The sequence below is a fragment of the Chryseobacterium indologenes genome, assembly GCF_018362995.1.
In the GTDB taxonomy this organism is placed as follows: domain Bacteria; phylum Bacteroidota; class Bacteroidia; order Flavobacteriales; family Weeksellaceae; genus Chryseobacterium; species Chryseobacterium indologenes_G.
The window spans coordinates 1,586,892-1,610,520 of the sequence record NZ_CP074372.1 but is presented as its reverse complement, the minus strand read 5'-3'; the positions used below and the strand labels follow the sequence as shown (position 1 = coordinate 1,610,520).

General features: G+C 37.0%; 25 protein-coding genes. 22 read left to right on the top strand and 3 right to left on the bottom strand.

Features of this window, described 5'->3' with window-relative positions:
• The first annotated feature begins 4 nt into the window (after positions 1-4).
• The 16 genes from DYR29_RS07355 to DYR29_RS07280 all read left to right on the top strand — a co-directional run bounded on the left by DYR29_RS07355 (position 5) and on the right by DYR29_RS07280 (position 12,236).
• Positions 5-1,213 (top strand): ABC transporter permease, encoded by a 1,209-nt coding sequence (locus DYR29_RS07355; protein WP_213279933.1) that lies wholly within the window; start codon positions 5-7, stop codon positions 1,211-1,213.
• Between the two features lie 326 nt (positions 1,214-1,539).
• Positions 1,540-1,995 (top strand): DUF1569 domain-containing protein, encoded by a 456-nt coding sequence (locus DYR29_RS07350; RefSeq protein ID WP_149832696.1) that lies wholly within the window; start codon positions 1,540-1,542, stop codon positions 1,993-1,995.
• A 10-nt stretch (positions 1,996-2,005) separates the two neighbouring features.
• Entirely contained in the window at positions 2,006-2,476 is a 471-nt protein-coding gene (locus DYR29_RS07345; protein ID WP_213279932.1) for a hypothetical protein, read from the top strand.
• Between the two features lie 65 nt (positions 2,477-2,541).
• A complete protein-coding gene (locus tag DYR29_RS07340) occupies positions 2,542-2,913 on the top strand; it encodes a VOC family protein (protein ID WP_213279931.1) in 372 nt (123 codons plus the stop codon).
• A 57-nt stretch (positions 2,914-2,970) separates the two neighbouring features.
• The gene (locus DYR29_RS07335) at positions 2,971-3,420 is read left to right on the top strand and encodes a VOC family protein (RefSeq protein WP_213279930.1); all 450 of its coding nucleotides are present in this window, start codon (positions 2,971-2,973) and stop codon (positions 3,418-3,420) included.
• 191 nt (positions 3,421-3,611) lie between these two features.
• Positions 3,612-4,289, top strand: a complete 678-nt coding sequence (locus tag DYR29_RS07330; protein WP_213279929.1) for a DUF2490 domain-containing protein — start codon at positions 3,612-3,614, stop codon at positions 4,287-4,289.
• A 76-nt stretch (positions 4,290-4,365) separates the two neighbouring features.
• Positions 4,366-5,370 carry a bestrophin family protein gene (locus tag DYR29_RS07325; protein ID WP_213279928.1) on the top strand — a complete coding sequence of 335 codons (1,005 nt, stop codon included), beginning with the start codon at positions 4,366-4,368 and terminating at the stop codon, positions 5,368-5,370.
• Between the two features lie 86 nt (positions 5,371-5,456).
• On the top strand, positions 5,457-7,070 hold the full coding sequence (locus DYR29_RS07320; RefSeq protein WP_213279927.1) for a Na+/H+ antiporter: 1,614 nt from the start codon (positions 5,457-5,459) through the stop codon (positions 7,068-7,070).
• A 16-nt stretch (positions 7,071-7,086) separates the two neighbouring features.
• The gene (locus DYR29_RS07315; RefSeq protein WP_213279926.1) at positions 7,087-7,719 is read left to right on the top strand and encodes a hypothetical protein; all 633 of its coding nucleotides are present in this window, start codon (positions 7,087-7,089) and stop codon (positions 7,717-7,719) included.
• An 11-nt stretch (positions 7,720-7,730) separates the two neighbouring features.
• Positions 7,731-8,156 (top strand): SRPBCC family protein, encoded by a 426-nt coding sequence (locus tag DYR29_RS07310; protein ID WP_213279925.1) that lies wholly within the window; start codon positions 7,731-7,733, stop codon positions 8,154-8,156.
• 3 nt (positions 8,157-8,159) lie between these two features.
• Positions 8,160-8,666 (top strand): GNAT family N-acetyltransferase, encoded by a 507-nt coding sequence (locus DYR29_RS07305; RefSeq protein WP_213279924.1) that lies wholly within the window; start codon positions 8,160-8,162, stop codon positions 8,664-8,666.
• On the top strand, positions 8,663-9,046 hold the full coding sequence (locus tag DYR29_RS07300; protein WP_213279923.1) for a VOC family protein: 384 nt from the start codon (positions 8,663-8,665) through the stop codon (positions 9,044-9,046). The genes DYR29_RS07305 and DYR29_RS07300 overlap by 4 nt, the downstream gene beginning before the upstream one ends.
• 35 nt (positions 9,047-9,081) lie before the next feature.
• Positions 9,082-10,104, top strand: a complete 1,023-nt coding sequence (locus tag DYR29_RS07295) for a glutaminyl-peptide cyclotransferase (protein ID WP_142719817.1) — start codon at positions 9,082-9,084, stop codon at positions 10,102-10,104.
• A 92-nt stretch (positions 10,105-10,196) separates the two neighbouring features.
• The gene (locus DYR29_RS07290) at positions 10,197-11,159 is read left to right on the top strand and encodes a hypothetical protein (RefSeq protein ID WP_249413644.1); all 963 of its coding nucleotides are present in this window, start codon (positions 10,197-10,199) and stop codon (positions 11,157-11,159) included.
• A gap of 24 nt (positions 11,160-11,183) precedes the next feature.
• Positions 11,184-11,798, top strand: coding sequence for a deoxynucleoside kinase (locus tag DYR29_RS07285; protein ID WP_002977952.1), 615 nt, complete (start codon positions 11,184-11,186; stop codon positions 11,796-11,798).
• A gap of 87 nt (positions 11,799-11,885) precedes the next feature.
• On the top strand, positions 11,886-12,236 hold the full coding sequence (locus DYR29_RS07280; protein WP_047421593.1) for an ArsC/Spx/MgsR family protein: 351 nt from the start codon (positions 11,886-11,888) through the stop codon (positions 12,234-12,236).
• Between the two features lie 49 nt (positions 12,237-12,285).
• Here DYR29_RS07280 and DYR29_RS07275 read toward each other — a convergent pair whose 3' ends face one another.
• The 3 genes from DYR29_RS07275 to DYR29_RS07265 all read right to left on the bottom strand — a co-directional run bounded on the left by DYR29_RS07275 (position 12,286) and on the right by DYR29_RS07265 (position 13,831).
• On the bottom strand, positions 12,286-12,750 hold the full coding sequence (locus tag DYR29_RS07275) for a hypothetical protein (RefSeq protein ID WP_213279922.1): 465 nt from the start codon (positions 12,748-12,750) through the stop codon (positions 12,286-12,288).
• 63 nt (positions 12,751-12,813) lie between these two features.
• A complete protein-coding gene (locus DYR29_RS07270) occupies positions 12,814-13,119 on the bottom strand; it encodes a DUF493 family protein (RefSeq protein WP_047378055.1) in 306 nt (101 codons plus the stop codon).
• Positions 13,120-13,159: 40 nt separating this feature from the next.
• Complete coding sequence (locus DYR29_RS07265) at positions 13,160-13,831, bottom strand: DUF4197 family protein (protein WP_047421596.1); 672 nt, start codon at positions 13,829-13,831, stop codon at positions 13,160-13,162.
• Positions 13,832-14,197: 366 nt separating this feature from the next.
• On the opposite strand from DYR29_RS07265, the gene DYR29_RS07260 reads away from it, so the two are divergent.
• From DYR29_RS07260 to DYR29_RS07235, 6 genes are all read left to right on the top strand, one after another.
• Entirely contained in the window at positions 14,198-17,014 is a 2,817-nt protein-coding gene (locus tag DYR29_RS07260; protein WP_213279921.1) for a SusC/RagA family TonB-linked outer membrane protein, read from the top strand.
• 10 nt (positions 17,015-17,024) lie between these two features.
• Positions 17,025-18,443, top strand: coding sequence for a RagB/SusD family nutrient uptake outer membrane protein (locus DYR29_RS07255; RefSeq protein ID WP_213279920.1), 1,419 nt, complete (start codon positions 17,025-17,027; stop codon positions 18,441-18,443).
• Positions 18,444-18,518: 75 nt separating this feature from the next.
• Positions 18,519-19,910, top strand: a complete 1,392-nt coding sequence (locus tag DYR29_RS07250; protein WP_213279919.1) for a glucoamylase family protein — start codon at positions 18,519-18,521, stop codon at positions 19,908-19,910.
• Between the two features lie 41 nt (positions 19,911-19,951).
• Complete coding sequence (locus DYR29_RS07245) at positions 19,952-20,659, top strand: prolyl oligopeptidase family serine peptidase (protein ID WP_213279918.1); 708 nt, start codon at positions 19,952-19,954, stop codon at positions 20,657-20,659.
• A gap of 79 nt (positions 20,660-20,738) precedes the next feature.
• Complete coding sequence (bglX, locus tag DYR29_RS07240) at positions 20,739-23,066, top strand: beta-glucosidase BglX (protein ID WP_213279917.1); 2,328 nt, start codon at positions 20,739-20,741, stop codon at positions 23,064-23,066.
• Between the two features lie 94 nt (positions 23,067-23,160).
• On the top strand, positions 23,161-23,559 hold the full coding sequence (locus DYR29_RS07235) for a hypothetical protein (RefSeq protein WP_213279916.1): 399 nt from the start codon (positions 23,161-23,163) through the stop codon (positions 23,557-23,559).
• The last annotated feature ends 70 nt before the right edge of the window (positions 23,560-23,629 follow it).

The window sequence follows — 23,629 nt, the reverse complement described above, 5'->3', positions numbered from 1 at the left end:
AGAGATGAAAGAATTTTTCCGTCTTTTGAAACGTGAGTTCAAACTTTTTATCGGCAATTCTACCTTAAGGACGGTGTTCTTTTTGGCACCGGTCTTCTATGCAACCTTGCTGGGGTTTGTCTACAAAAGCGGAAAAGTTGAAAATACTCCCGTACTGGTTGTAGACAGGGATAATACTCCTTTGTCTAACCAATTGACGGAAATGCTGGATGACAATAAAAGCATCAAAATTATCAGATATCTGCAGGAGCCTCTGAGCATCAAAGATGAGGTGATCAGGCATGAAGCAGCAGCTGTAGTGATTATTCCCTCAAGGTTTGAAGGAGATATGCTTCAGAAAAAATATCCTGAACTGAATGTTTATATCAATACCGGAAACGTCTTAACGGCAAATTTTGCCTCCAAAGCACTTCAGTTGACCATAGGAACCTTCTCTGCCGGAGCCTCCATCAAAGCTCTTCAAAAGGCAGGAATGCCCGCAGTAAAGGCAGCGACACAATATGAGCCTTTCAAAGCCAATTATATTACCCTCTTCAATACTACCGGAAACTACCTGATTTTCATGTGGCCGGCAATGCTGGCAGTAGTATTACAGCAGGTGATCCTGTTAGCTATGGCCGTAAGTTTTGCCGCCGAATTTGAAAGAGGTTCTTTTGTGAAAGAATACCTGAAAATGAAAAAATGGGCCTTTCCAACCATGCTCATAAAAGTAATTCCTATCTGGGTATTTTCTATTCTCATTGTAGGTATTTACTACTTTATGCACATGATTTTCCATGTTCCGATGCCGGAAGGAATACTCAATTTTATTTTGCTGACAGCCGTTTTTGTAGGATCGGTCTCATTTTTGGGAGTATTTATCAGTATTCTGATTCCTGATGCATTGAAGGCTACACAAATCCTTATGGTTATTGCCTCACCGGCTTTCATTATCAGTGGTTTTACATGGCCTTTGAATGCGATGCCTGCTTTCGTTCAGTTTATCGCTAATATTATTCCGCTGACCCCTTTTTTACAGGCTTTCAAAATATTATTAATTCAAAAAGGTTCGGTAGAGCTTACATTCCCTTACCTGAAACATTTGAGTATCCTTTTAGTGGTATACGCTGTGATAGGCTGGATTGCTTTAAAGATCAAACTTTGGTTTATTTTCAGAAAAGCAGCACCACAGGAAATTGCGGTTGAGAATACTTCTCAGGAAGATGTTGAATAGTTTTGTTTTTTTAGTTGCTGGCTGCTGGTTTTTAGTTTCTGGTTAGTAAATGATGATTATTTAGATGGTTGGTTTTCATTAAGTTAAATGATTTAAAATAGCAGTAAGAAATAACCACATCGCTTAACTCTATATTCTATCACCCGAGACCTATAAACTCGAAAATCGGCATCATACATTCCATATCACTTCTTAACCTTTATCTCCACACTTAACCATTAAACCCGCAACCCGAATCCCGTAACCAACAACTCTCAATTTTTTCCACCGACTATAAAATCAAACAAAAAAACTGATATATTTGTCTGTAGTAAAATAGAAATTATATGGAAAATGTATTTGATGCAAAAGATGCTCAAAATTATATTGATAGGATAAATAAGTTAGTGGAAGACACCCATGGTTTGTGGGGGAAAATGACGGTGGACCAGATGCTGGCACACTGCTGTATAACCTATGAAATGATTTATGAGCCGGAAAAACATAAAAAACCGGGATCTATTGCAAAATTTATATTAAAAACCTTTGTGAAACCTAAGGTAGTGGGAGAGAAAGCATATCCAAGAGATTCCCCGACGGCTCCACAGTTTTTGGTGACCACCAGAAAAAACTTTCACGAAGAAAAAACAAGACTGATTGGTTTTATTCAGAAAACACAGCAATTGGGGGCAGACGCTTTTGATGGGAAAGAATCTTTTTCTTTCGGAAAATTAAAAGCTCAGGAGTGGAACAATATGTTTGCTAAACATCTGAACCACCATCTGTCACAATTTGGCGTTTAAAACTCACTGTATGAAAAAAACTTTATTACTCTTCCTTCTGGCGGCCAATTTTGTATTGGGGCAGATGCCGGATATTTCAAATACATGGCTGAACAACAGTAAACCTTATCTGGGAACTATCGGAAACAAAGGCCAGGAACTGAAACTGAAGATCAATATTTCTGAACAGAATAAAAAAAATGATCAGGAGTATTTTGTTTCAGGATATTCTCTTGTGGATACCAACTACACAAAATTTGAAGGTAAGATGACCATTTCAAAATATAAAGATTCCAGAAAGCAGGGAACTGTGTTTGGGGAATATGAACTGGCAGAAGAGAATAAAGGAAAACATTCAGGGCTTTTTAAGGGGAAATTTGTTTACAATTTTAAATGGAATAAGAAAACAGAAAAGATTGAAGGACAATATATTGAGCTTATAGGGGACTGGAAAAGCTATGATAATACCCTGGAGTTTAAGACCCGTTTAAAAAACCAATAAAAATACGCTAAACTTCACATCCGAAGCCTATATCTCGAATTCACACTTTAAACACCACTAACATTATGAAATTAGGAGCATTTTCAATCAGTTTAAGCGTAAAAGACCTTCATAAATCCAGGGATTTTTATGAGAAGCTGGGCTTTACAACAATGGCAGGAACTACAGAAAGTAACTATCTGATCATGAAAAACGGTTCTACACTCATAGGACTTTTTCAGGCTATGTTTGACGGAAATATGCTTACTTTCAATCCTGGATGGGATGAAAATGCGCAGAATCTTGAATCCTTTGACGATGTGCGTGAAATTCAGAAAAGATTGAAGGAAAGCGGAATAGAAATCGGAAAAGAAGCTGATGAAACAACTTCAGGTCCTGAACATATCTACCTGAAAGATCCCGATGGAAATATGATTCTTATAGATCAGCACAGGTAACCATCTGGAAAACTGTACAAAAACTACTTAAAAAACTTAACTAATAAAAAAACAACTATGGCAACAGTAAACGTTTATTTAACCTTCAATGGAAATTGTAAAGAAGCATTCGATTTCTATAAATCTGTTTTCGGAGGAGAATATCCTTACATCGGAACATTTGGAGAAATGCCTCCAATGGAAGGTAAAGAAACTCCCGAGGAAGACAAAGACAAAATCATGCACGTTTCACTTCCGATTTCTAAGGAAACTATATTGATGGGAAGCGATACAGGAGGAGAGTGGTCTTCCAATTTCAAGGCCGGGAACAATTTCTCTATTTCTATCAACGCAGAGTCTAAAGAGGAAGCTGATAAATTATTCGGTGGTCTTTCTGCGGGAGGACAAGTAACAATGTCAATGGCAGATACTTTCTGGGGAGCTTATTTCGGAATGTTTAGCGATAAGTTCGGAATCAATTGGATGGTCAACTATGATGATCCTGCGAAAATGCAGCAGCATCCATAAAATTAATATTTTGTATTTGAAATATAGTTAGAACTTACCGGCAGCCACATTGCCGGTTTTTTATTTGCTCTACATCATGTACTAACAGAACAGGTTCCGGAATAATCTTTTATGTTGTGAAATAGTATTTGCTATTATTGATTTAAAATATTAATTTTGTTAAAAACGATAGATAATAGTAATCAGTAGGTATGAGAAAGGTTTTTACGAAGTTGGCATTCACGGTATTAGGTTTGGGATCCATATTGACATTTGCTCAAAAAAGTGATCTGGGAGCGTGGTATATGTATTTTGGAAATAACAAAATCAGTAAGAAACTAAACTGGCATAATGAGATTCAGTACCGTAATTTTGATGCGGTTGGAGATCTGGAACAGCTGCTGATCCGTACCGGGATTGGTTATGATCTTACAGAAAACAATAACAATGTTTTGTTGGGATATGGTTTCATTCTGAGCCAACCTTATGTAAACGGTGAGAAAAAAGAAAATATAGAACACCGAATTTTCCAGCAGTATATTACCAAACAGAAATTCGGGCGTTTTTACCTTCAGCACCGTTACCGTTTGGAAGAACGTTTTCTGGAAGATGATTTCAGGATGAGGTTCCGATACATGTTGGGAATCAATATTCCGATTACCCAAAAAGAAATGCTGCCGAAAACCCTTTATGCATCAGTATACAATGAGATTTTCCTTCATTTCAACAATCCGGTTTTCGACAGAAACAGAGTCTATGGTGCTTTAGGATATGTCATCAATAAAAATATGAGGATTGAAGCAGGATATATGAATCAGATTCAGGAAAACAGAAACCGCGGCCAGATTCAGATTGGTTTTTATAATAATATTCCATTTACCAAAAACTGATTGTAACCGCTGCCGAATGCTTGATGAAGACCATTATTTGAAAATAAAAAATAATAAACACAAAAAATAAACACCTATGCATTCAGGAAAAAGATTTGGAGCCCGTGAGTTCATTATCTGGACCAGACGCAGCATTTATGCTCTGGTTGTATTATCAGCTATCCCTACAGTTCTGTACTTTTTAGGCTGGAAATTTCTCTCAGTTCCGTGGCAGCCGATTGCTATCATGGGAACAGCAGTTGCTTTTATTGTTGGTTTTAAAAACAATGCCAGCTACAGCAGACTCTGGGAAGCAAGGCAGATTTACGGCGCGATCATTAACGACAGCCGTAGTTTCGGATATATTCTGAGAGATGCACTGCTTTCCAAAGATGCAGGTAAAGTAAAAGAAATGTTTCTCCGTCATTATGCATGGCTTACTGCACTGAGATTTCAGCTTCGTGAGCCGAGAGCATGGGAAAACATGGGCACAGACCAGTTTGATGAATATGCTAAAAAGTATGACATTCCGGAGAGGCTTTCCAAACTGGATGAAGAATTGAAAAAATATCTTTCTGAACCCGAACTTCAGTATATTTTAAGCAAAAAAAACAGGGCGACACAATTGATGGCGAAACAGAGCAAAGCGCTGTCCGAAGCCTATGAAAAAGGAGAACTCAACGATTTTCAATGGACGCAGATCAACCAACAGCTGGTAAAGTTTACAGACAATCAGGGAAAAGCTGAAAGAATTAAAAACTTTCCGTATCCAAGAAACTTCTCTTCAATCACCACTTATCTTTTGCTGTTGTTCATTGTTTTTGTGCCTTTCGGATTGTTGAAAGAACTCGATAAATTAGGAGACGGAACAATAGTGGAAGGCTGGACATTATGGTTTAATATTCCGTTTTCTTTATTGGTGACATGGTGCTTTCATACTTTGGATAGTGTTGGGGAGGCTTCCGTAAATCCATTTGAAGGAAGTCCTAACGATGTTCCAATCACCCAGATCAGCCGTACCATAGAAATTGATATGAGAGATATGCTGGATGAATCTGATCTTCCGCCGGCAATCACTCCGAAAAACAACATCGTACTCTAACTGAAAATTAAAGATTAAGATATTTCTGTAAAATCTGAAAACTTATTAATCAAAACAAAAAATAACACTTAAAAAAACAACTTAAAATGATTCACAGCTATGTTATAATATCTATTGCAGTACTGCTGTCTGTGATGATATTGGTAATGATCGGCCAGAAATTAAAAGTCGCTTACCCGATTTTTCTTGTGATTGCAGGATTGCTCATAAGCTTTGTGCCGGGAATGCCGCGTATAGAAATAGAACCTGACCTTGTTTTCCTTATTTTCCTGCCGCCCATTTTGTTTGAAGCGGCCTGGTTTACCTCATGGCAGGACTTTCATAAATGGAGAAAACAAATATTTTCAATGGCTTTCGGATTGGTGTTTTTAACATCTATCGTTGTGGCTTACCTTTCTTCTTCAATTATTCCGGGGCTTACAGTAGCAATGGGATTTTTGCTGGGAGGCGTAAATTCTCCACCAGATGCAGTAGCGGCGACTTCGGTTTTGAAACATATGAAGATTCCTAAAAAAATAACCAATATTCTGGAAGGAGAGAGCCTTATTAATGATGCATCCAGTTTAATTGTATTTAAATTTGCTCTGGCAGCCGTTATTTCAGGACAGTTTATCTGGAGAGATGCTGTACAGGATTTCTTTACGATGGCGATCGGAGGAATTGCGGTGGGAGTGGCAACAGGCTTTTTATTTGGGGCTTTGCTTAGAATTATTCCTACCAATTCTAATATCGATACCATTATTACCCTTATTGTTCCGTACATTATGTATGTGGGAGCAGAGCATTTCCATTTTTCAGGAGTACTGGCAGTAGTGGCTGGAGGTTTGCTTATGTCTTACAATTCGCATTGTTATCTGAGTCATACCTCAAGAATACAGTCCGGAAATGTGTGGAGTGTATTGATATTCCTGATGAATACGATCATTTTTATTCTGATTGGTCTTGAACTTCCTATTGTAGTGGAAGGCATGAAAGAATATACCATTTCTGAAGGTATTTTCTACAGTGTGGTGATTGGTGGAGCCATCATCGGGACAAGAATTCTGTACAGCTATGCATTGATGTATTTTCCAAGAATTTGTTCCAAAGAATTAAGATTAAAAGTTCCCAAACCAGATTGGAGAGAACCATTCATCATCAGTTTTGCCGCGATGAGAGGAGTAGTTTCACTGGCTGCAGCGCTGTCTATTCCTGCTTTTTTACCGAACGGAGATGCATTTCCGCACAGAAATATTATTTTATTTGTAACTTTCGTTATTATATTGATTACCCTTGTAGGGCAAGGATTATTGTTGAGCCCGATCCTGAAATTATTGAATATTCAGGATGCCGGAAGTGAATTGCCGGAAGAGAAACAGGAAGTGATCCTGATGCGTAAACTGAAAGAAACAGCATTGCACAAGCTGGATAATGATTTTTCTGAGCTGGCAGTCACAAACAGCTTAGTTCGTCATCAGAAGCATAAACTGGAAAATGAAATGATGCTGATGGCAGACAAAGCCCAATGTATGGCCTCCACAGGAGACTATGTATCCGCAATCAATCAAAATAAAGATGTCTTGCGACAGATCATTCAGGCACAAAGAAATGAATTGCACAGAATGAAAAGAGAAAAGATATTTGACGACCATGTGATGAGGACCATTGAAATGCAGCTGGATTTTGATGAAGCAAAGATCACTGGATTTTCACATGGGTAAATAATTGAAAACTATCATGGCTCAGCAAAAGATTATTGTAAAAACGGAGTCCTCGGACCTATGGTGGGGCATACATGGTCTGACAGAAAAAGCGGGATGGGAAGATCTTGAACTTTTTTACGCATCAGGAGAGAGAATAGGTTTCGTTTGTTTGAATACAAAAAAATATTTAAGATATTCTCTTGATAGCTTTAAGATCCAGAATGATATTGATGCTGATGAAATAGAATTTTATAATACTCTTCAAAATTATCTGGAAGGGAATGAATGTCATTATTGGTTTTATTATGACCAGAAAGATGACGGGCATTTTTTTGAAGTTCCCTATGAAGCACCCAGAAATAAGGAAGGAATAAAACCTTCCTGGATAGACATCTGGCATCCTGATGAAGGAATAGGCATTCAAACCATTGAAAGAGCAGTTGCTGAATTTGCCGGAAAGTTTCTGGAGGTAGAGGATTGCCTGGTTGAGGTGGTACATGATGTTTCATTAGAAGAATCTATTGCCTCTTTTAAAAAAAGCGAAGAACGTTTTGGAGGAAAAGCTCCCCAAGAAATTGCTTTTTCAGAACAACTGGTTACTGAATTGTCCGGCTTATGGAAAATGAATAACGATGAGGTTTTGAAAAAACTTAAAGAAAGTATCTAAAGTAAAGAAATATGATCACACCCATCACTGTTCAGTACAAAATAAATGCTCCGGCTGAAAAAGTCTGGAAAGCATTGACCGATAAAAATGAAATGAAATCCTGGTATTTTGATATCCAGGATTTTGCATTAGAAATAGGAAAAGAATTTAATTTCTTCGAACCCGGAGGTGAAAATAAATACCATCATCAGGGAGAAATTTTAGAAATTATACCTAATCAAAAACTGAAACATACATGGTCATATCCTGATTTTTCAGCATTAAAAACTATTGTGACGTGGGAATTGTTGGCAGAAGACGGAAAAACTCTAGTAAAACTTACCCATGAAAATATTGAAAACTTCAAAGACTTGGGAGATGGTTTTTCAAGAGATAATTTTACAGAAGGCTGGAACACCATTTTGGGACAGAGTTTAAAAGAATATTTAGAAAAGTAGACCATGATTACATTACAGCCCTTTACCATTCAGGATGCACCGTTGCTGATTTCAAAGATAGTTGATGAAAGAATGCTTCTTCAGTTTGCCGGGCCCGTATACCGTTTTCCGCTTACAGCAGAACAGCTGGAGACCGATTTGTCCGATGAAAAAAGAACTTTATTTACCATTGCAGATCATACAGGAACAACAATTGGCCATGCTCAGATTTTTTTAAAAGAAAAGACATTTCTGCTGGGCAGGATTCTGATCTGGGATGCAAACAACAGAGGAAAAGGATATGGTAAAAAAGTAATGCAGGAACTTCTTAAATATGGTTTCAGTCATTTTGATAGAGAAACTGCAGAGCTTAATGTTTACGACTGGAATACCGGAGCTATTGAATGTTACCGGAAAGTAGGTTTTGCCTTTGACCCTGAAGTCAAAAGTGAAGCGAAGATTGATACAGAAACCTGGGCTTCCCTGAATATGAAAATTCACAAAAATACTTTTGAATTACAGAAATCATGACACAGTTTACTGCACTCCGTCCTGTTCTCTGGACAGAAAATCTTGATGAGACCATAGGGTTTTATATGCACGTTCTCGGTTTTACCCTGATGGGGAGAAATGATTATTGGCAATGGGCTTCCCTTCGTAAGGATGAAATATACATCATGCTTTCTCAGCCTAACCAACATGAAAAAAATACTTCAATTGGTTTTTCCGGATCATTGTATTTCAATGTAAATAAAGTTGACGAGCTTTGGGAAGACCTTAAAACAAAGGCAAAAGTCTGCTATGGGATTGAATCTTTTGAGTGGGGAATGAGGGAATTTGCGATCTATGACAACAATGGTTATATCCTACAATTTGGGGAACCCATAGATAATATTGGCAATACGGAATAAAATTTGCTATTTTTGGGGAAATATTTAGAAATTCAATGAAAAAAAATATAATAGCGGGTTTCGCAGCGATTTTATTACTGGCATCTTGTAACAAGAATAAAGAAATTCTTGATACACTGAATACTTATAATAATTCAATGGAGGCGAAAGGATACCATTTCGGAGATAAGCTTGAGCTTCCGAAAGAGGTAACGGAAAATGCAGAAAGTGTAACCATCAGCTTTGGAGATAAAGAAACAACAGATTTAACCGTTGATCCTAAGTTTTTCACATTAGGTGATAATGCTGTTACCTTCAACGTTAAAACAAAAGGAGGAGAAGTTCTGAATCAGGATGCAACGATTAATGTATTTGCAAAAAATCCTGAAAAAAATATTCCTTACCAGATTGTAGCAGAATATCCTCACGACCCTAAAAACTTTGTACAAGGTTTCCAGGTGGAAGGAAATACCATTTATGAAAGTGACGGACAGAACGGAGCTTCCCAGATTTTAAAATATACATTGGGAACTACAACGCCGCTTGCTTCTACCAAACAGGCTCAGGAAGACTTTTCTGAAGGAAGTACCATTGTAGGAGATAAAGTATATCAACTGACATGGCAGAGCAAAAAAGGGTATATCTATGATAAGAGCTCTTTAAAACTGCTTTCGGAATTTGCTTATCCAAATGTATTGGGTGAAGGTTGGGGGCTGACGTATGACGGAAAAAACCTGATTGCTTCTGACGGAAGTAAACTTTTATATTTCCTTGATGTCAATAACCCATCAAAACTGATTAAATATATTGCTGTTGCAGGTAGTTCTCAGGCTTACGATCAATTAAACGAGCTGGAATACCACAACGGATTTATCTACGCCAATGTATGGCAGAAACCAATTATTCTAAAAATTAATCCGGCCAACGGTGAAGTAGTGGGAACTTTTGATTTCACAGAAATTGCCAAACAGAATACAAAAGGAAGTGATGACGTATTGAACGGAATTGCTTTCAAAGGCGATAATATGTTGGTAACAGGAAAGAACTGGCCGAAGATTTATGAAGTTGTAATTAAATAATAAAAGTTTAATAACAATTTCTATCTGAATAAAATAAAGTATGTAAATTGGTAGCGTTCCATGAGGAGCGCTATCTTTAGTAAAAAAGAATTTTGAGATTAGTATATCTGATATTGACTTTTGCTTTCTGCACATTTTCTGCGCAGAATATTCTCCCTTTAGATACTTTAAAATTGAAGGAAGCTAAAGATATGCTTGCCGATGACTACGGAAGTCTGTACATCTATAAAAATAAAGATTTTAGTTTTACCAAATACGATTCTTTGGGAAAGCAGATTGGAAAAATGATGCTTACTGTTCCTTACAAAGTGCAGAATGTACAAAATCCGCTGAATGTGCCTTTATTCTCTGAAAATGCCCAGGAAATGAAATTTGTGGATCAGAATATGAATGAAATTCAGAGACTTGATTTTAAGCAGAAATTTGGGTTCATCAGAATGGCTTATGCCGAAGATCTGCAGCAGCTGTGGCTTTTGGATGACAGTACAAAACGCTTGATACAGTACAATTTCCGGAATGACACTACGATCAATTCCTATCCATTTGATATCAGTTTTGAAGATCTGATGGATATGCTGGTCTACGAAAACAAGGTCTATATTTTAACAAGAAAACATATCAGAATTTACAGCCTGAAATTTGAAAAACTTTTTGAAGCTCCTTTAGAAAACGGAAAACGCTTTAGAAGAGAAAATGATGCAATTCTGGTTGTGGCCAGTAATTTTATTTCACAATACGTTCCTGAAAAAGGAATGGTGACGGTTTTTGAAGATCCTGAAGCGCAAATTGTGGATAAAAACATCCTTTCTTATTTTGAAATCAAGGGGAACAAACTCTATCTTTACAGCCTTGAAAAAGTAAAGAAAGCCAAACAGCAGAAACAGCTTGAAGCTCAGCCGGAGTCTCTACAGCAATCTACAGAAAAGCCCATAGAAAAAACTGAAGAAAAACCCGTTGAGAATAAAGAGGAGAAGCCTTCAGACAATACACTGCAGAAATTGCTTGAAGACACTTCCAAAGTTCAGACTGAGGGAATCGAAAAGCTTATCAATTAATCAGTAAATACAAGGAAAAAGAATATGCATATTGCAGTTACAGGAAACATTGGAGCAGGAAAAACAACTTTGACGACAATGCTTTCCAAGCATTACGGATGGGATGCACAATTTGAAGACGTAGATCACAATCCTTATTTGGAGGATTTTTATTCAGATATGAGCAAATGGAGTTTCGCACTGCAGGTTTATTTCCTGGGAAGCAGATTCCGTCAGGTGAAGGAAATCAGAGAAAGCGGTAAAAACATCATTCAGGATCGTACCATTTATGAAGATGCTCATATTTTTGCAGAAAACTTAAATGATATGAATCTTCTTTCGGACAGAGATTTCAATAATTATTCATCCGTTTTTGATCTGATGAAGTCTTTTGTATCGGCTCCGGATTTGCTGATCTATCTGAAATCAGATGTTCCCAATCTGGTTAAAAAAATCTATAAAAGAGGTCGTGAATACGAAGCTTCTATCAGTATTGAATACCTTTCAAAACTGAATCAGAAATATGAAAAATGGATCTCCAATTATACTGAAGGAAAACTTCTGATTGTAGAAGTGGATGATCTTGATTTTGTTGAAAAACCGGAAGATTTCGGGTTTATCCTGGAGAAAATTGAAGCAGAACTTCACGGATTGTTTTAACATACTTTTATTAGAATATTAAGACATCTTTAGTGAGATTCTTCCTAAATTTGATAAAGAGAATGTAATTTTTTGAATAATAATATCATGGTAGTTAAAGTTTTACATAACGGGAACTGTTCAAAGTCAAATGCCGTACTGGAGTATCTTGACGAGAACGGAGTGCCTTTTGAGATCATTAATATTATTGAAGATCCATTGAGCATCCTTGAGATTAAAACTGTGTTGAAAAAGCTTAATCAAAGTGTTTTTCATATCATCCGTAAGACTGATAAGCTGTATATTGAGAATTATGCTGATAAAAATTATTCAGAAGAAGAATGGCTGAAAATTCTGTCCGAAAATCCTTCTCTGATACAAAGGCCAATTCTGGTAAAAGGCTCAGTTGCCATGTTGGGAAGACCCATTGAAAATGTAAAATTCTTTATTGAAAAATAATAAATATCTAAATAAAAAAATCCGTTCTGTAGAAGAGCGGATTTTTATTTTATTTCGTTTTCTCAGTTCCGTTGATCGCATTGTATAACGCTTCCAGTTCTTTTGGGGGATGGCCGGCATCAAAACTTGAAGAAGTATATTCTTTCCCATTGGAAGTAATAGTAATAGAAGCTGCCATGGCACGGTCAGAATGTCTGCCCGTCGTGGGGGATTGAAGATCTGATATCTTAGATAAATCAAGGTTTTCAGCCAGTTTTGAAACAGTTTGCCATTCAGCAGGAGATACCTTAGTATTAACAATATCTTCGTTGTTATTTGTTGTTTTTAATGAAGGTGTAAAAACAATACTTTTACTAAACCCCCTCGTTCTTTCCGCCAACTGGATTTGTTCAATCTTTTGCTGCTGTACTGTAGTGTTGATGTTAGTTGTGCTTTTTTCATTGCTGTTTTTGTGAACACAGCTTGTTGCAGATGTGATTAAAAGGATATTAAATAGGATCAATTGGATGTTCATAGTGTTTTTTTATGTTTTAAATAGTAAAAAACCGCTTCATCACTATGAAACGGTTTCTGTTTTTTACAATAGAATAACGCCTTCTATTTTTGCTACTTCTTTATAAATATTCACAACCTGATCTGCATCCAAAACAAATGCATTGATATTGCAGGCCGTGTATTTTCCATTTTTACTTTCGCGGTTTCCCAGTGTAAATTTAATGCCGTCAAAAACTCTGTATATTTCAGTAAGCTTTGACTGGTCTGTAGGAATAATAAATTTAAATAAATAATCTTCCGGAAAATCATGATGACCCTCCAGTTTATCCTTCAAAGATTTGTAAAAATCTTCGGGATTTGCGTGTTGATTTCCTTGTAATATATCCATCTGCAATTATTAATATAATATAAATATAACGAAATTTCTCCTATTTTCCAAATGGTCCCAAGAGAGATTTAGAGTTCTGATGCTCATAATCTTCAATGATATTGAATAACCCATTCACCAGTTGTTCAGAAGCCAGCTGGCTCAATCCACCGGAATTGACCGTGTTTTTATTTCCTCCTAAAAGACTGCCCAGGAAATTGCTTCCTGATAACGCTGTATTGATGGTTTTTACAATTCCATATTCATTCAGTTTCTCATCCACTTTGGGAGCGATTGCTGCGATAAGCTGTTGGGATGTTTTCTCTTTCAGAACCTGTGTTGCGGTAGTTCCCTGCATAATTCTGGTGACATCCTGAGCATTCAGACTGTTAACAGCATCCTGTAAAATGGGTTTTGAAGTATTCACAGTATAAGCTGCTGCCTGTGCTATATAATCTCTTTCTTTGGCTACCAGTGAAGGAGCAATCTTTTCCAGCGTAGAATTGATATCTCTCAGCTCTTTGGGAAGTGCCTTATCTACCATATTATTCTGCAGAAAAGCTTCTTTGTTCCCGTAAATGCCCATTCCTTTATCAATACCATTAAGCAGAATCCTTTTTATAATAGAAAGCCCCATATCGGATGTGGCTAGTGATGTGCAAGATTGCACACTGGTGGTAATAACAGCACCGGTTCCTATGATAAGAGCGGCTGCAATGATATATTTTTTCATTGATCTTTTATTATTTATTTCTAAATGCTTTTTTGTCAAAAACTGCACCAAAGGTAATTACTATTCTCTATTTAACAAAATATTAAGTTCACATGAATATTTGGTGAATTTCTGAGTTGAAAACGTTAATTTATCATTAATAATATGATATTTAATTGATAATTATTTTGAGTATAAAATTATAAAATTTGATTGGTTGCTATTTTTTACATAATAAAAATAAATAATGTTTAAATATTTAAGATAGTTTAACATTGTTCAATATTTTTTCTATTTTTGGCTAATGTCTTTTTTTGAGATTTTAAATAACTCCACTATTTAGAGACAGGTACAAATTTGAATTTATTTGAATAAAATTGAAACTATATGAAACAAAGTAATTTAAAGTATTCATGTCTCATTGCTGCTTTGTACTTCGGTATGAACGTCAATGCTCAGACTACTCCAAAAGATACTACTGCCAAAGAGCAGAAGATCGAGGAGGTAGTTTTGATCGGATATGGATCTCAGAAAAAAGAAAACGTTACCGGAAGTATCGGAATGGTTTCTGCAAAGGACCTTGCCGATAAACCTAACGCTAACCCAATAAGCTCAATACAAGGTAAATTATCTGGTGTACAGGTTCTGAATTCTGGTACGCCGGGAAGTTCCCCGAGAGTAGATATCAGAGGGGTAGGTTCGCTGACTGGTAAAACAGTATTTATTGTTGATGGAATGATCACTGATGACATCTCTTTCCTTGGTCCTCAGGATATCGAATCTATGAGTGTACTGAAAGACCCTTCCAGTTTAGCAATCTTCGGAGCAAGAGCCGCTAATGGAGCTGTAATTATTAAAACAAAAACAGGGAGAGGGAAGCCGATATTCAATTTCAATTCTTATTTAGGAATCAAGAAAGTTACCAATGTTCCTAAAATGACTAATTCTGATCAGTATATTGAGCTTTATAACGAAAAGCTGATGAATGATAACGGGAATCTTAATGGTGCGATTTCCAGAGCTAATTTCCCTGCTGATACAGATTGGTTTAATGAGATTTTCAGAACAAGTATCATTAATTCTAATGATTTCTCCGCTTCCGGAAGCTTAGGAAAGCTTAATTATTATGCAAGCATAGGAAATCTACAGGATGAAGGAAATATTGCTGCGGGACAGGGTATTAATTCAGGTTCAGGATTTAACAGACTTAATACAAAATTAAATCTTAGTTATAAGATTACGGATAACCTTACTATCGGGAATAATTTCACATTCTCTAAAATGCGTACCGATCAGGCAAAAAACCCTTTACTGAACGCTTATAATGCACCTCCTATTTTCTCTGTGATGAATCCGGGGACAGGAGACTATCAGTTCTTTAACGGGTATTCTATTCCTAACCCACGTGCTGTTTTAGATCTATACCGTTCTCAAAACAGACAGGAGAGGTTATTGAATAATGTATGGGCTGAATATAAATTCTTGCAGGACTTTACTTTAAGAGTAAGCTATACAACGGACAATTATAATACAAATCTTTACGAATATACTCCTACATTTAATTATGTTCCTGTTTCTGATCAGAAGCCTAATAAGCTGATTACAAGAGATTCAAGAAATAGAAATTATATCTGGGACAATACGTTAAGCTGGAAAAAATCATTAGGAGATCATAACCTGGAAATTCTTGCCGGTTTTTCCAGAACAAGAAATTCTTATTCCCAAACGTATTTAGAAGCACTTAATGTTAATTATGACGGAACCAATGCTTCGATGAATATTTTTAACGGGACCAATATTATTATGGTTGATTATGACAGAGTAGGATTTGATGTAGTCCCTTATCAGGATAGAATTGAATCTATGTTTGCCAGAGTGAATTATGATTATAAAGGAAAATATCTGATCAATGGATCGGTTCGTAGAGACGGTACTTCAAAATATTCTTCAGGAGACAGACACAGGGTATTCCCAGCGGTAAGTGCCGGATGGGTTATTTCCAAGGAGAACTTTATGAGTAATCAGAATGTATTCAGTCTTTTGAAGTTAAGAGCAAGCTGGGGTAAATTGGGTAATCCCGATGTAACAAGAGCTTATACTTTAAGAACTACAATTCTTAAAGAAGGTGCATATTATGGAGATTCAGGAGCGCCTGCACAGACTATAGATCAGGTGATTGACCCAAGCATAGGGTGGGAAACTACAACGGGTAGAGATATCGGTTTAGAAATGGGATTATTCAATAACAAATTGAAAATTGATGCAACCTATTTTGATAAAGATACTAAAGATGTAGTATATGGTGTTACACAAGGAACGGTTTCGGGAGCAAGTAACTGGAGAAATTTTGTTACTAATGCCTATTCATTCAATAACAAAGGTTTTGAAGTTTCAGTAAATTATGACACCAAAATTTCTGAAAAAGTGAAATTAGGAGTATATGGTAACCTTACTACTCTTAAAAATAAAATTACATCTGTATACCAAGGTTCATACCTTGAAACAGGAGCAAGTTTATTTGGGAATTCTATTGTAAGACTGCAAAACGGACAGTCTGTAGGAGCATATTATGGATATGAGGTAACTGGGGTATTCCAGACTGATGCAGAAGCTGCTGCTTCCGGTCAAACCGGAGCAAAAGCGGGATGGCTAAAATTTGCTGATGTAGACGGAAACGGAGTTATTGACACCAGAGATAAAACATTCTTAGGAAGCCCGATTCCAAAAGGAACTTATGGATTCGGAGTTAATTTAAGTGTTCATGATTTTGATATTGCTGTAGACTTCCAAGGGGTATTCGGTAACAAAATTTATAACTATAACCGTGAACAGCGTTATGGAAATGAAAACTGGGATCTTGATTTCTACAACAACAGATGGCATGGGGCAGGAACTTCCAATGCGTATCCGATGACTACCAACAACCAGTCCATTATTCTTCCAAGCAGTTTCTTTGTGGAAGATGGAAGCTATTTCAGAATCAGAAATATTACAGTAGGATATAACCTGCCTAAAGACTTTGCAAAATCTTTATTGCTTACTAAATTTAGATTGTATTTAAGTGCTCAGAACCCTTGGACAAGCTTTAAATATAATGGATTCTCGCCAGAGATTGTAAATACGGACAGAGTGCAAATGGGGGTTGATAATAATATTTATCCAATTTCAGCCATTTATACAATCGGTATGAACTTAACATTTTAATTAGAAGAACATGAAAAAAATATTTTTATCAATCGCTTTATTTTCACTTGTAATAAGTTGTAAAGACGATTATCTGGATATAAAACAGGAAGGAGTAACAGAAGCAGATTCCTTTTTCAAAACTCAGGATGATGCTATGCAGGCTACAAATGCAATTTATGTGTTTTTAAGAAGCTGGGAAAATTCTGCATTTCCTTATCAGTTTGTATTTGGTGTACCAGCAGATGATGTGGTAAAAGGATCTAATCCTGGAGACGCTTCTTTTATTAATGCGTATGACCAATTTACTTATACCGTAAGTGATGATGGAGTTAGAGGATATTGGATCGGACAATGGCAGGCGGTGAACAGATGTAACCAGGTGATTACAAATGTTCCGAAAATTGATATGGATGCCACCTTAAAAACAAGATTGATTGCAGAAGCAAAAATGCTGAGAGCTTATTTTTACTTTAACTTACTGAGAATCTACGGTGGTGTTCCAATCTTTGACGGAATTCCTTCTACTTATACAGTTCCTAGAAACTCTGCGGAAGAAGTGTATAACTTTATTATTTCGGATCTTACCAGTGCAGCAGAGATTCTTCCTCAGACTTATGCTGCTGCTGATCTTGGAAGAGTTACCAAGGGGGCTGCCTTAGGATTACTTTCGAAGGTTTATCTTTATAAAAAAGACTGGCAGAAGGCTTATGATACTTCTAATCAGGTGATGTCTATGGGATATGATTTAGATCCTGACTTTAACCATGTATTCAGAATTGGTGGTGAATTTGGAAAAGAATCTGTATTTGAAGTAAACTGTGAATGTTCTACTCAATTCGGAGGAAGTCAATATGCAGAAGTACAGGGAGTGAGAAACCAATTTGGATGGGGATTCTTTACACCTTCTCAGGCATTGGAAAATGCATTTGAGCCGGGAGATATCAGAAAAGAACTTACCATTCTTAGAAACGGGGAAACTACTCCGGAAGGAGACCTTATTGCAATGGGAGATCCTAACTCTGTAACGACATTCAACCAAAAGGTATATGTTCCTAAAGCTTTGAATAACAGTGCTTGTGCTTACGGATCAAAACAGAATATCAGAATTTTAAGATTTGCAGAAATCCTTTTAATTAATGCAGAGGCAGCTAACGAGTTGGGTAATACCGCTACAGCAATTGCTAATCTCAACAAAGTAAGAACCAGAGCTCAGTTAGGAGGTACAACAGCATCAACACAAGCTGCTCTAAGAACTGCAATCTGGCATGAAAGACGAGTGGAACTTGCTATGGAAGGTGACCGTTTCGTAGACCTTGTAAGAACGGGGCAGGCAGCTACTGTACTTTCTTCTTATGGATTCAAAGCAGGGAAGAATGAATTATTCCCGATTCCACTGGATGCAATGAATGCAAGTTTAGGATTGTTTACACAGAATCCTGGCTATTAAAATAAACCATAAACATTAGAGGAGAATGAAAGTTCTCCTCTTCTTTTAGTTAGAAACCCTATAAAAAGAGATCTCATGAAAAGGAACGTATTATCAATGGCTATAACCTCTTTATTTTTTGTGTATTCCTGTAAAAATTCTCCTGTATCAAAACAGGAAGCTGGAAAAATCGAAGTTGTAAAAAGTACTATTACTGATGAACAGCTTATGGATAGAGTACAGAAAGATGCTTTGAAGTATTTCTGGGATTATGCAGAACCTAATTCAATGTTAGGAAGAGAGCGTTATCACGAAGATAATATCTATCCGGATAACGATAAACATGTTATCACTACAGGAGGTTCAGGCTTTGGGCTGGCAACCATTCTTGTGGGGACAGAAAGAGGGTTTGTTCCGAGAAAAGAAGCTGTAAAAAGACTTACTCATATTATGGATTTCCTGGCTAAGGCAGACCGTCATAAAGGTGCGTGGCCACACTGGATCAATGGGAAAACCGGAAAGACGGTTCCTTTTGGCAAAAAAGATAATGGCGGGGATCTTGTGGAAACCGCATTCCTTACTTCGGGAATACTGATGGTCCGTGAGTACTTTAAAAACGGAAACGCAGAAGAAAAAGTACTCGCCGCAAAATGCGATGAGCTATGGAAAGGAATTCAGTGGAACTGGTATACAAAAGGAGGCGAAAAAGTTCTCTATTGGCACTGGTCACCGGAATACCAATGGGAAATGAACTTTCCTCTTGAAGGATATAATGAATGCCTTATTACCTATATTCTGGCCGCATCTTCACCTACGTATTCCATTGATGCCGAAACCTATTACAAAGGCTGGACGAGAAACGGAACCTACCTTACAGACAAAACAAAATACGGATTGCCTCTGTATGTAAAACACAATTACGCTGAAGAATATGGCGGACCGCTTTTCTGGGCGCAATATTCATATATCGGACTGGATCCTACGGGATTGTCTGATAAACTTGTCAAAAACTATTTTGATATCAATAAAAATCAAACCCTTATCGACTATAAATACTGTGTTGAAAACCCAAAACAATGGAAAGGTTACGGACCTAACTATTGGGGGCTGACAGCAGGTTATACCAGAAATGAGGACGGAAGCACAGGATACACGGCTCACATGCCTACTAATGATAACGGAGTGATAACTCCTACAGCTGCATTGAGCAGTTTCCCATATACCCCGAAAGAATCAATGGCTTTCCTGAGATTCATTTATACTCAAAAACCTGAATTTATAGGATCCGCAGGTCCTTATGATGCTACGTCTATCAATTACAACAATTGGTTCACTCCAAGATATCTGGCGATAGATCAGGGAACAATAGCACCAATGGTTGAAAACTACAGGTCAGGATTCCTTTGGAAATTATTTATGAATGCTCCTGAAATTCAACAGGGATTAAAAAAACTAAGCTTTCAGTCAGCCAAATACGGAATAAAATAAATTCAGTAGAAATGGGCTTTAGCCAAAACCTAAATAATAATATGAAATTAAAACTGAAACATATTCCTCTTTTACTTCTGCCGTTTTCATTGCAAGTGAATGCGCAGGAGATAAAAGCAGAACTCAATAAAGAAATTAAAAGGCAGGAGAAAATATCCTATATTCTGGATTATCCTAAGAATACAAAAGGAAATGTACCATTAATAGTCTTTCTGCACGGTTCAGGAGAACGCGGAACTAATCTTGATTTAGTAAAAGCTCACAGTCCATTTACCTATAAAAACCTGATCAAAGAACCGGTGGCTATTCTTGCACCCCAATGTCCGGAAGGAACATGGTGGGATACCGTTACCGTGTATAATCTGATCAAAGAAATTCAGAAGAAGTATAAAATTGATGCTTCCCGAATCTATCTTACCGGACTTTCTATGGGAGGATGGGGAACTTTGAAGCTTGCCATGGAACATCCGGAAATGTTTGCAGCTGTGGCTTCAGTTTGTGCTCCTACAGATCAGGTAATGACCGCTAATATTCATCAATTTAAAGATTTGAATATGAAAATATTTCATGGCGGAATGGATGATATCGTATTACCTGCCAATGCCTTTAATTTTTATCAAAAACTGCATCCGGTAAATCCAACCGCAGAATTGGTTATCTTCCCGAATGACAATCACAATTCGTGGGACTCGGCCTATTCAAACCCACAGCTCTATGAATGGATGCTGTCTAAAAAGAAAGAAAAATAATCTGACACACAATGATAGAAAGATAAACCCATCGAATTAAAGCAAAAAAATATAAACAATAATTTAAGAAGATAGATTTATGAAAAAGTTAATTGTAATCGCCACCCTAGCATTGGCACCTGTATTTTCCGCGCAGGAAATGGTAACGAAGCCCGTTCAGTCTTATCAGACGGCTCAATATCAGGCTAAAAAGAAAGCTTTTGTAGACAATCTTTTAGCTAAAATGACATTAGACGAAAAAATTGGCCAGATGAACCTGCCGACTTCCGGAGATTTTACTACAGGACAGGCACAGAGTTCTGATATTGGAAAGAAAGTAGAACAAGGGTTAGTTGGAGGATTATTCAATATAAAAGGAGCAGATAAGATTAAAGCTGTTCAGAAAGTAGCTGTAGAAAAAAGCCGTCTGAAAATTCCAATGATTTTCGGGATGGATGTGATCCACGGGTATGAAACTACTTTCCCAATTCCATTAGGGTTGGCTGCTTCATGGGATATGAACCTTATCCAGCAGTCCGCAAAAGTAGCTGCCAGAGAAGCTGCTTCTGATGGGATCAACTGGACATTCTCTCCCATGGTAGATATCTCCCGCGAACCAAGATGGGGAAGAGTATCAGAAGGTTCCGGTGAAGATCCATATTTAGGAAGTGAAATTTCTAAAAATATGGTATATGGCTACCAAGGGAAAGACCTTGCCAATGGAACCAATATCTTAGCATGTGTAAAACACTTTGCACTATACGGAGCCGGAGAAGCGGGAAGAGATTACAATACGGTTGATATGAGCCATGTAAGAATGTTCAACGAATATTTTCCTCCTTACAAAGCCGCGGTAGACGCAGGCGTAGCTTCTGTGATGGCTTCTTTCAATGAAGTGGATGGTGTTCCTGCAACGGGAAACAGATGGCTTCAGACTGAAGTATTGAGAAATTTATGGAAGTTTAAAGGCTTTGTGGTAACAGATTATACCGGTATCAATGAAATGGTAGACCATGGGATGGGAGACCTTCAGCAGGTTTCCGCTTTAGCTTTAAAAGCAGGCGTTGACATGGATATGGTTGGAGAAGGTTTTTTAACAACATTAAAAAAATCTCTGGCAGAAGGAAAAGTTACACAGGCTGAAATTGATATGGCAGCAAGAAGAATTCTTGAAGCAAAATATGACCTGGGTTTATTTGATAATCCATACAAACATGGAGATGCCAAATTAGCAGCAAAAGAAGTCTATAATATGGAAAACCGTAATATAGCAAGAAGTGCAGCTGCCCAATCAATGGTGTTATTGAAAAATGAAAATCAGGTATTGCCTTTAAAAAAATCCGGAACGGTAGCGGTAATCGGACCATTGGTAAACAATTCTATGAATATGGCCGGAACATGGAGTGTTGCTACAAAACATGCCTCTTCAGTTTCTTTAATGCAGGGATTACAATCCAACTACGGAAAAGAAGTTAAGTTCTTATCAGCAAAAGGAGCGAATATAGACTATGATGCTAAATTAGAAGAAATCTATGCTGCTCACGGCAAGAAAACAGACAGAGACAACCGTTCCAAAGAAGAACTTTTAAAAGAAGCTGTGGACGTTGCCAACAAAGCTGATGTTATTGTTCTTGCGATTGGAGAATCTGCGGAAATGAGCGGAGAATCTTCCTCAAGAACAGAAATTACCATTCCTCAGTCTCAGGTTGATTTATTAAATGAATTAAAGAAAACCGGGAAACCTATTGCGATGGTTCTTTTCACAGGCCGTCCATTAGCTTTAACCAATGTAAAAGATACTCCGGATTCTATTTTGAATGCATGGTTTGCAGGATCTGAAGCAGGAAATGCAATTGCAGATGTTCTGTTCGGAAAAGTAAATCCATCAGGAAAACTTCCAATGACTTTCCCAAGAAGCCTTGGACAGGTTCCAATTTATTATAATGCTAAAAATACAGGCCGCCCGCTGAGCCAGGATAAAGTAGATAAATGTACTTACGAAAGATTCCGTTCCAACTATATGGATGAGTGTAATACACCGTTGTATTCTTTTGGTTATGGATTAAGTTATACAAAGTTCAATTACTCTGATATTACTGTATCCAATACCAATCCGAAAGGAGATCAGTCGATTCAGGCGTCTGTTACAGTAACCAACAATGGAAATTATGATGGTGCTGAGGTGGTACAGCTGTATATCAGAGATATAGTGGGAAGTATTACCAGACCTGTAAAAGAATTGAAAGGTTTCCAGAAAATATTTTTGAAAAAAGGAGAATCCAGAAAAGTAACCTTCGATATCACTCCTGAAAATCTGAAGTTCTACAACGGAGATTTGAAATATGACTGGGAATCAGGTGAATTTGATATCATGATCGGAACCAACTCTACTGACGTGAAGCATTCAAAGATCAATTGGACTAAATAATAAAAAGATAAAGTATTCACAGAAATGTGTATTATGTCTTTTTTGGCATGATTTTTAATAATACCACGGTAATTATTATTATATGCAAATCGACATGAAAAAAACAATTTTATTGAGTACAATGTTCTTAGGTTCTTTAGCATTCGCGCAAGAAATGCAAATAAAAGGTGGCGACAGAGATGCACACGGATGTATTGGTTCTGCTGGGTATACTTACTCTCAGATTAAGAAAGACTGTGTAAGAACTTTTGAACAGAAAATTAAGCTGACAGAAGTAGCTCCAAAAGAAAGTTATACTTCAATAGCTGCAGTTATTTTCAGCAAAGACATGAAAAAAGCTGAGGTTTTCATTAAAGATGCTGATACAGGAAGTATTATTCTTACCAGAGCAGGCGGTAAAGCCAAAGCATGGAAAAAAGATGGATATGTATTGGTTCCTTACAAAAAAAACGGATACCAGCTTAAAAAGGATAATATTGTGATCTACCAATAAGATCAGATTCAAATGAAAAACCATTCTGAAGAGTGGTTTTTTTTGTACCTTAGAGAAATTAACTAATACT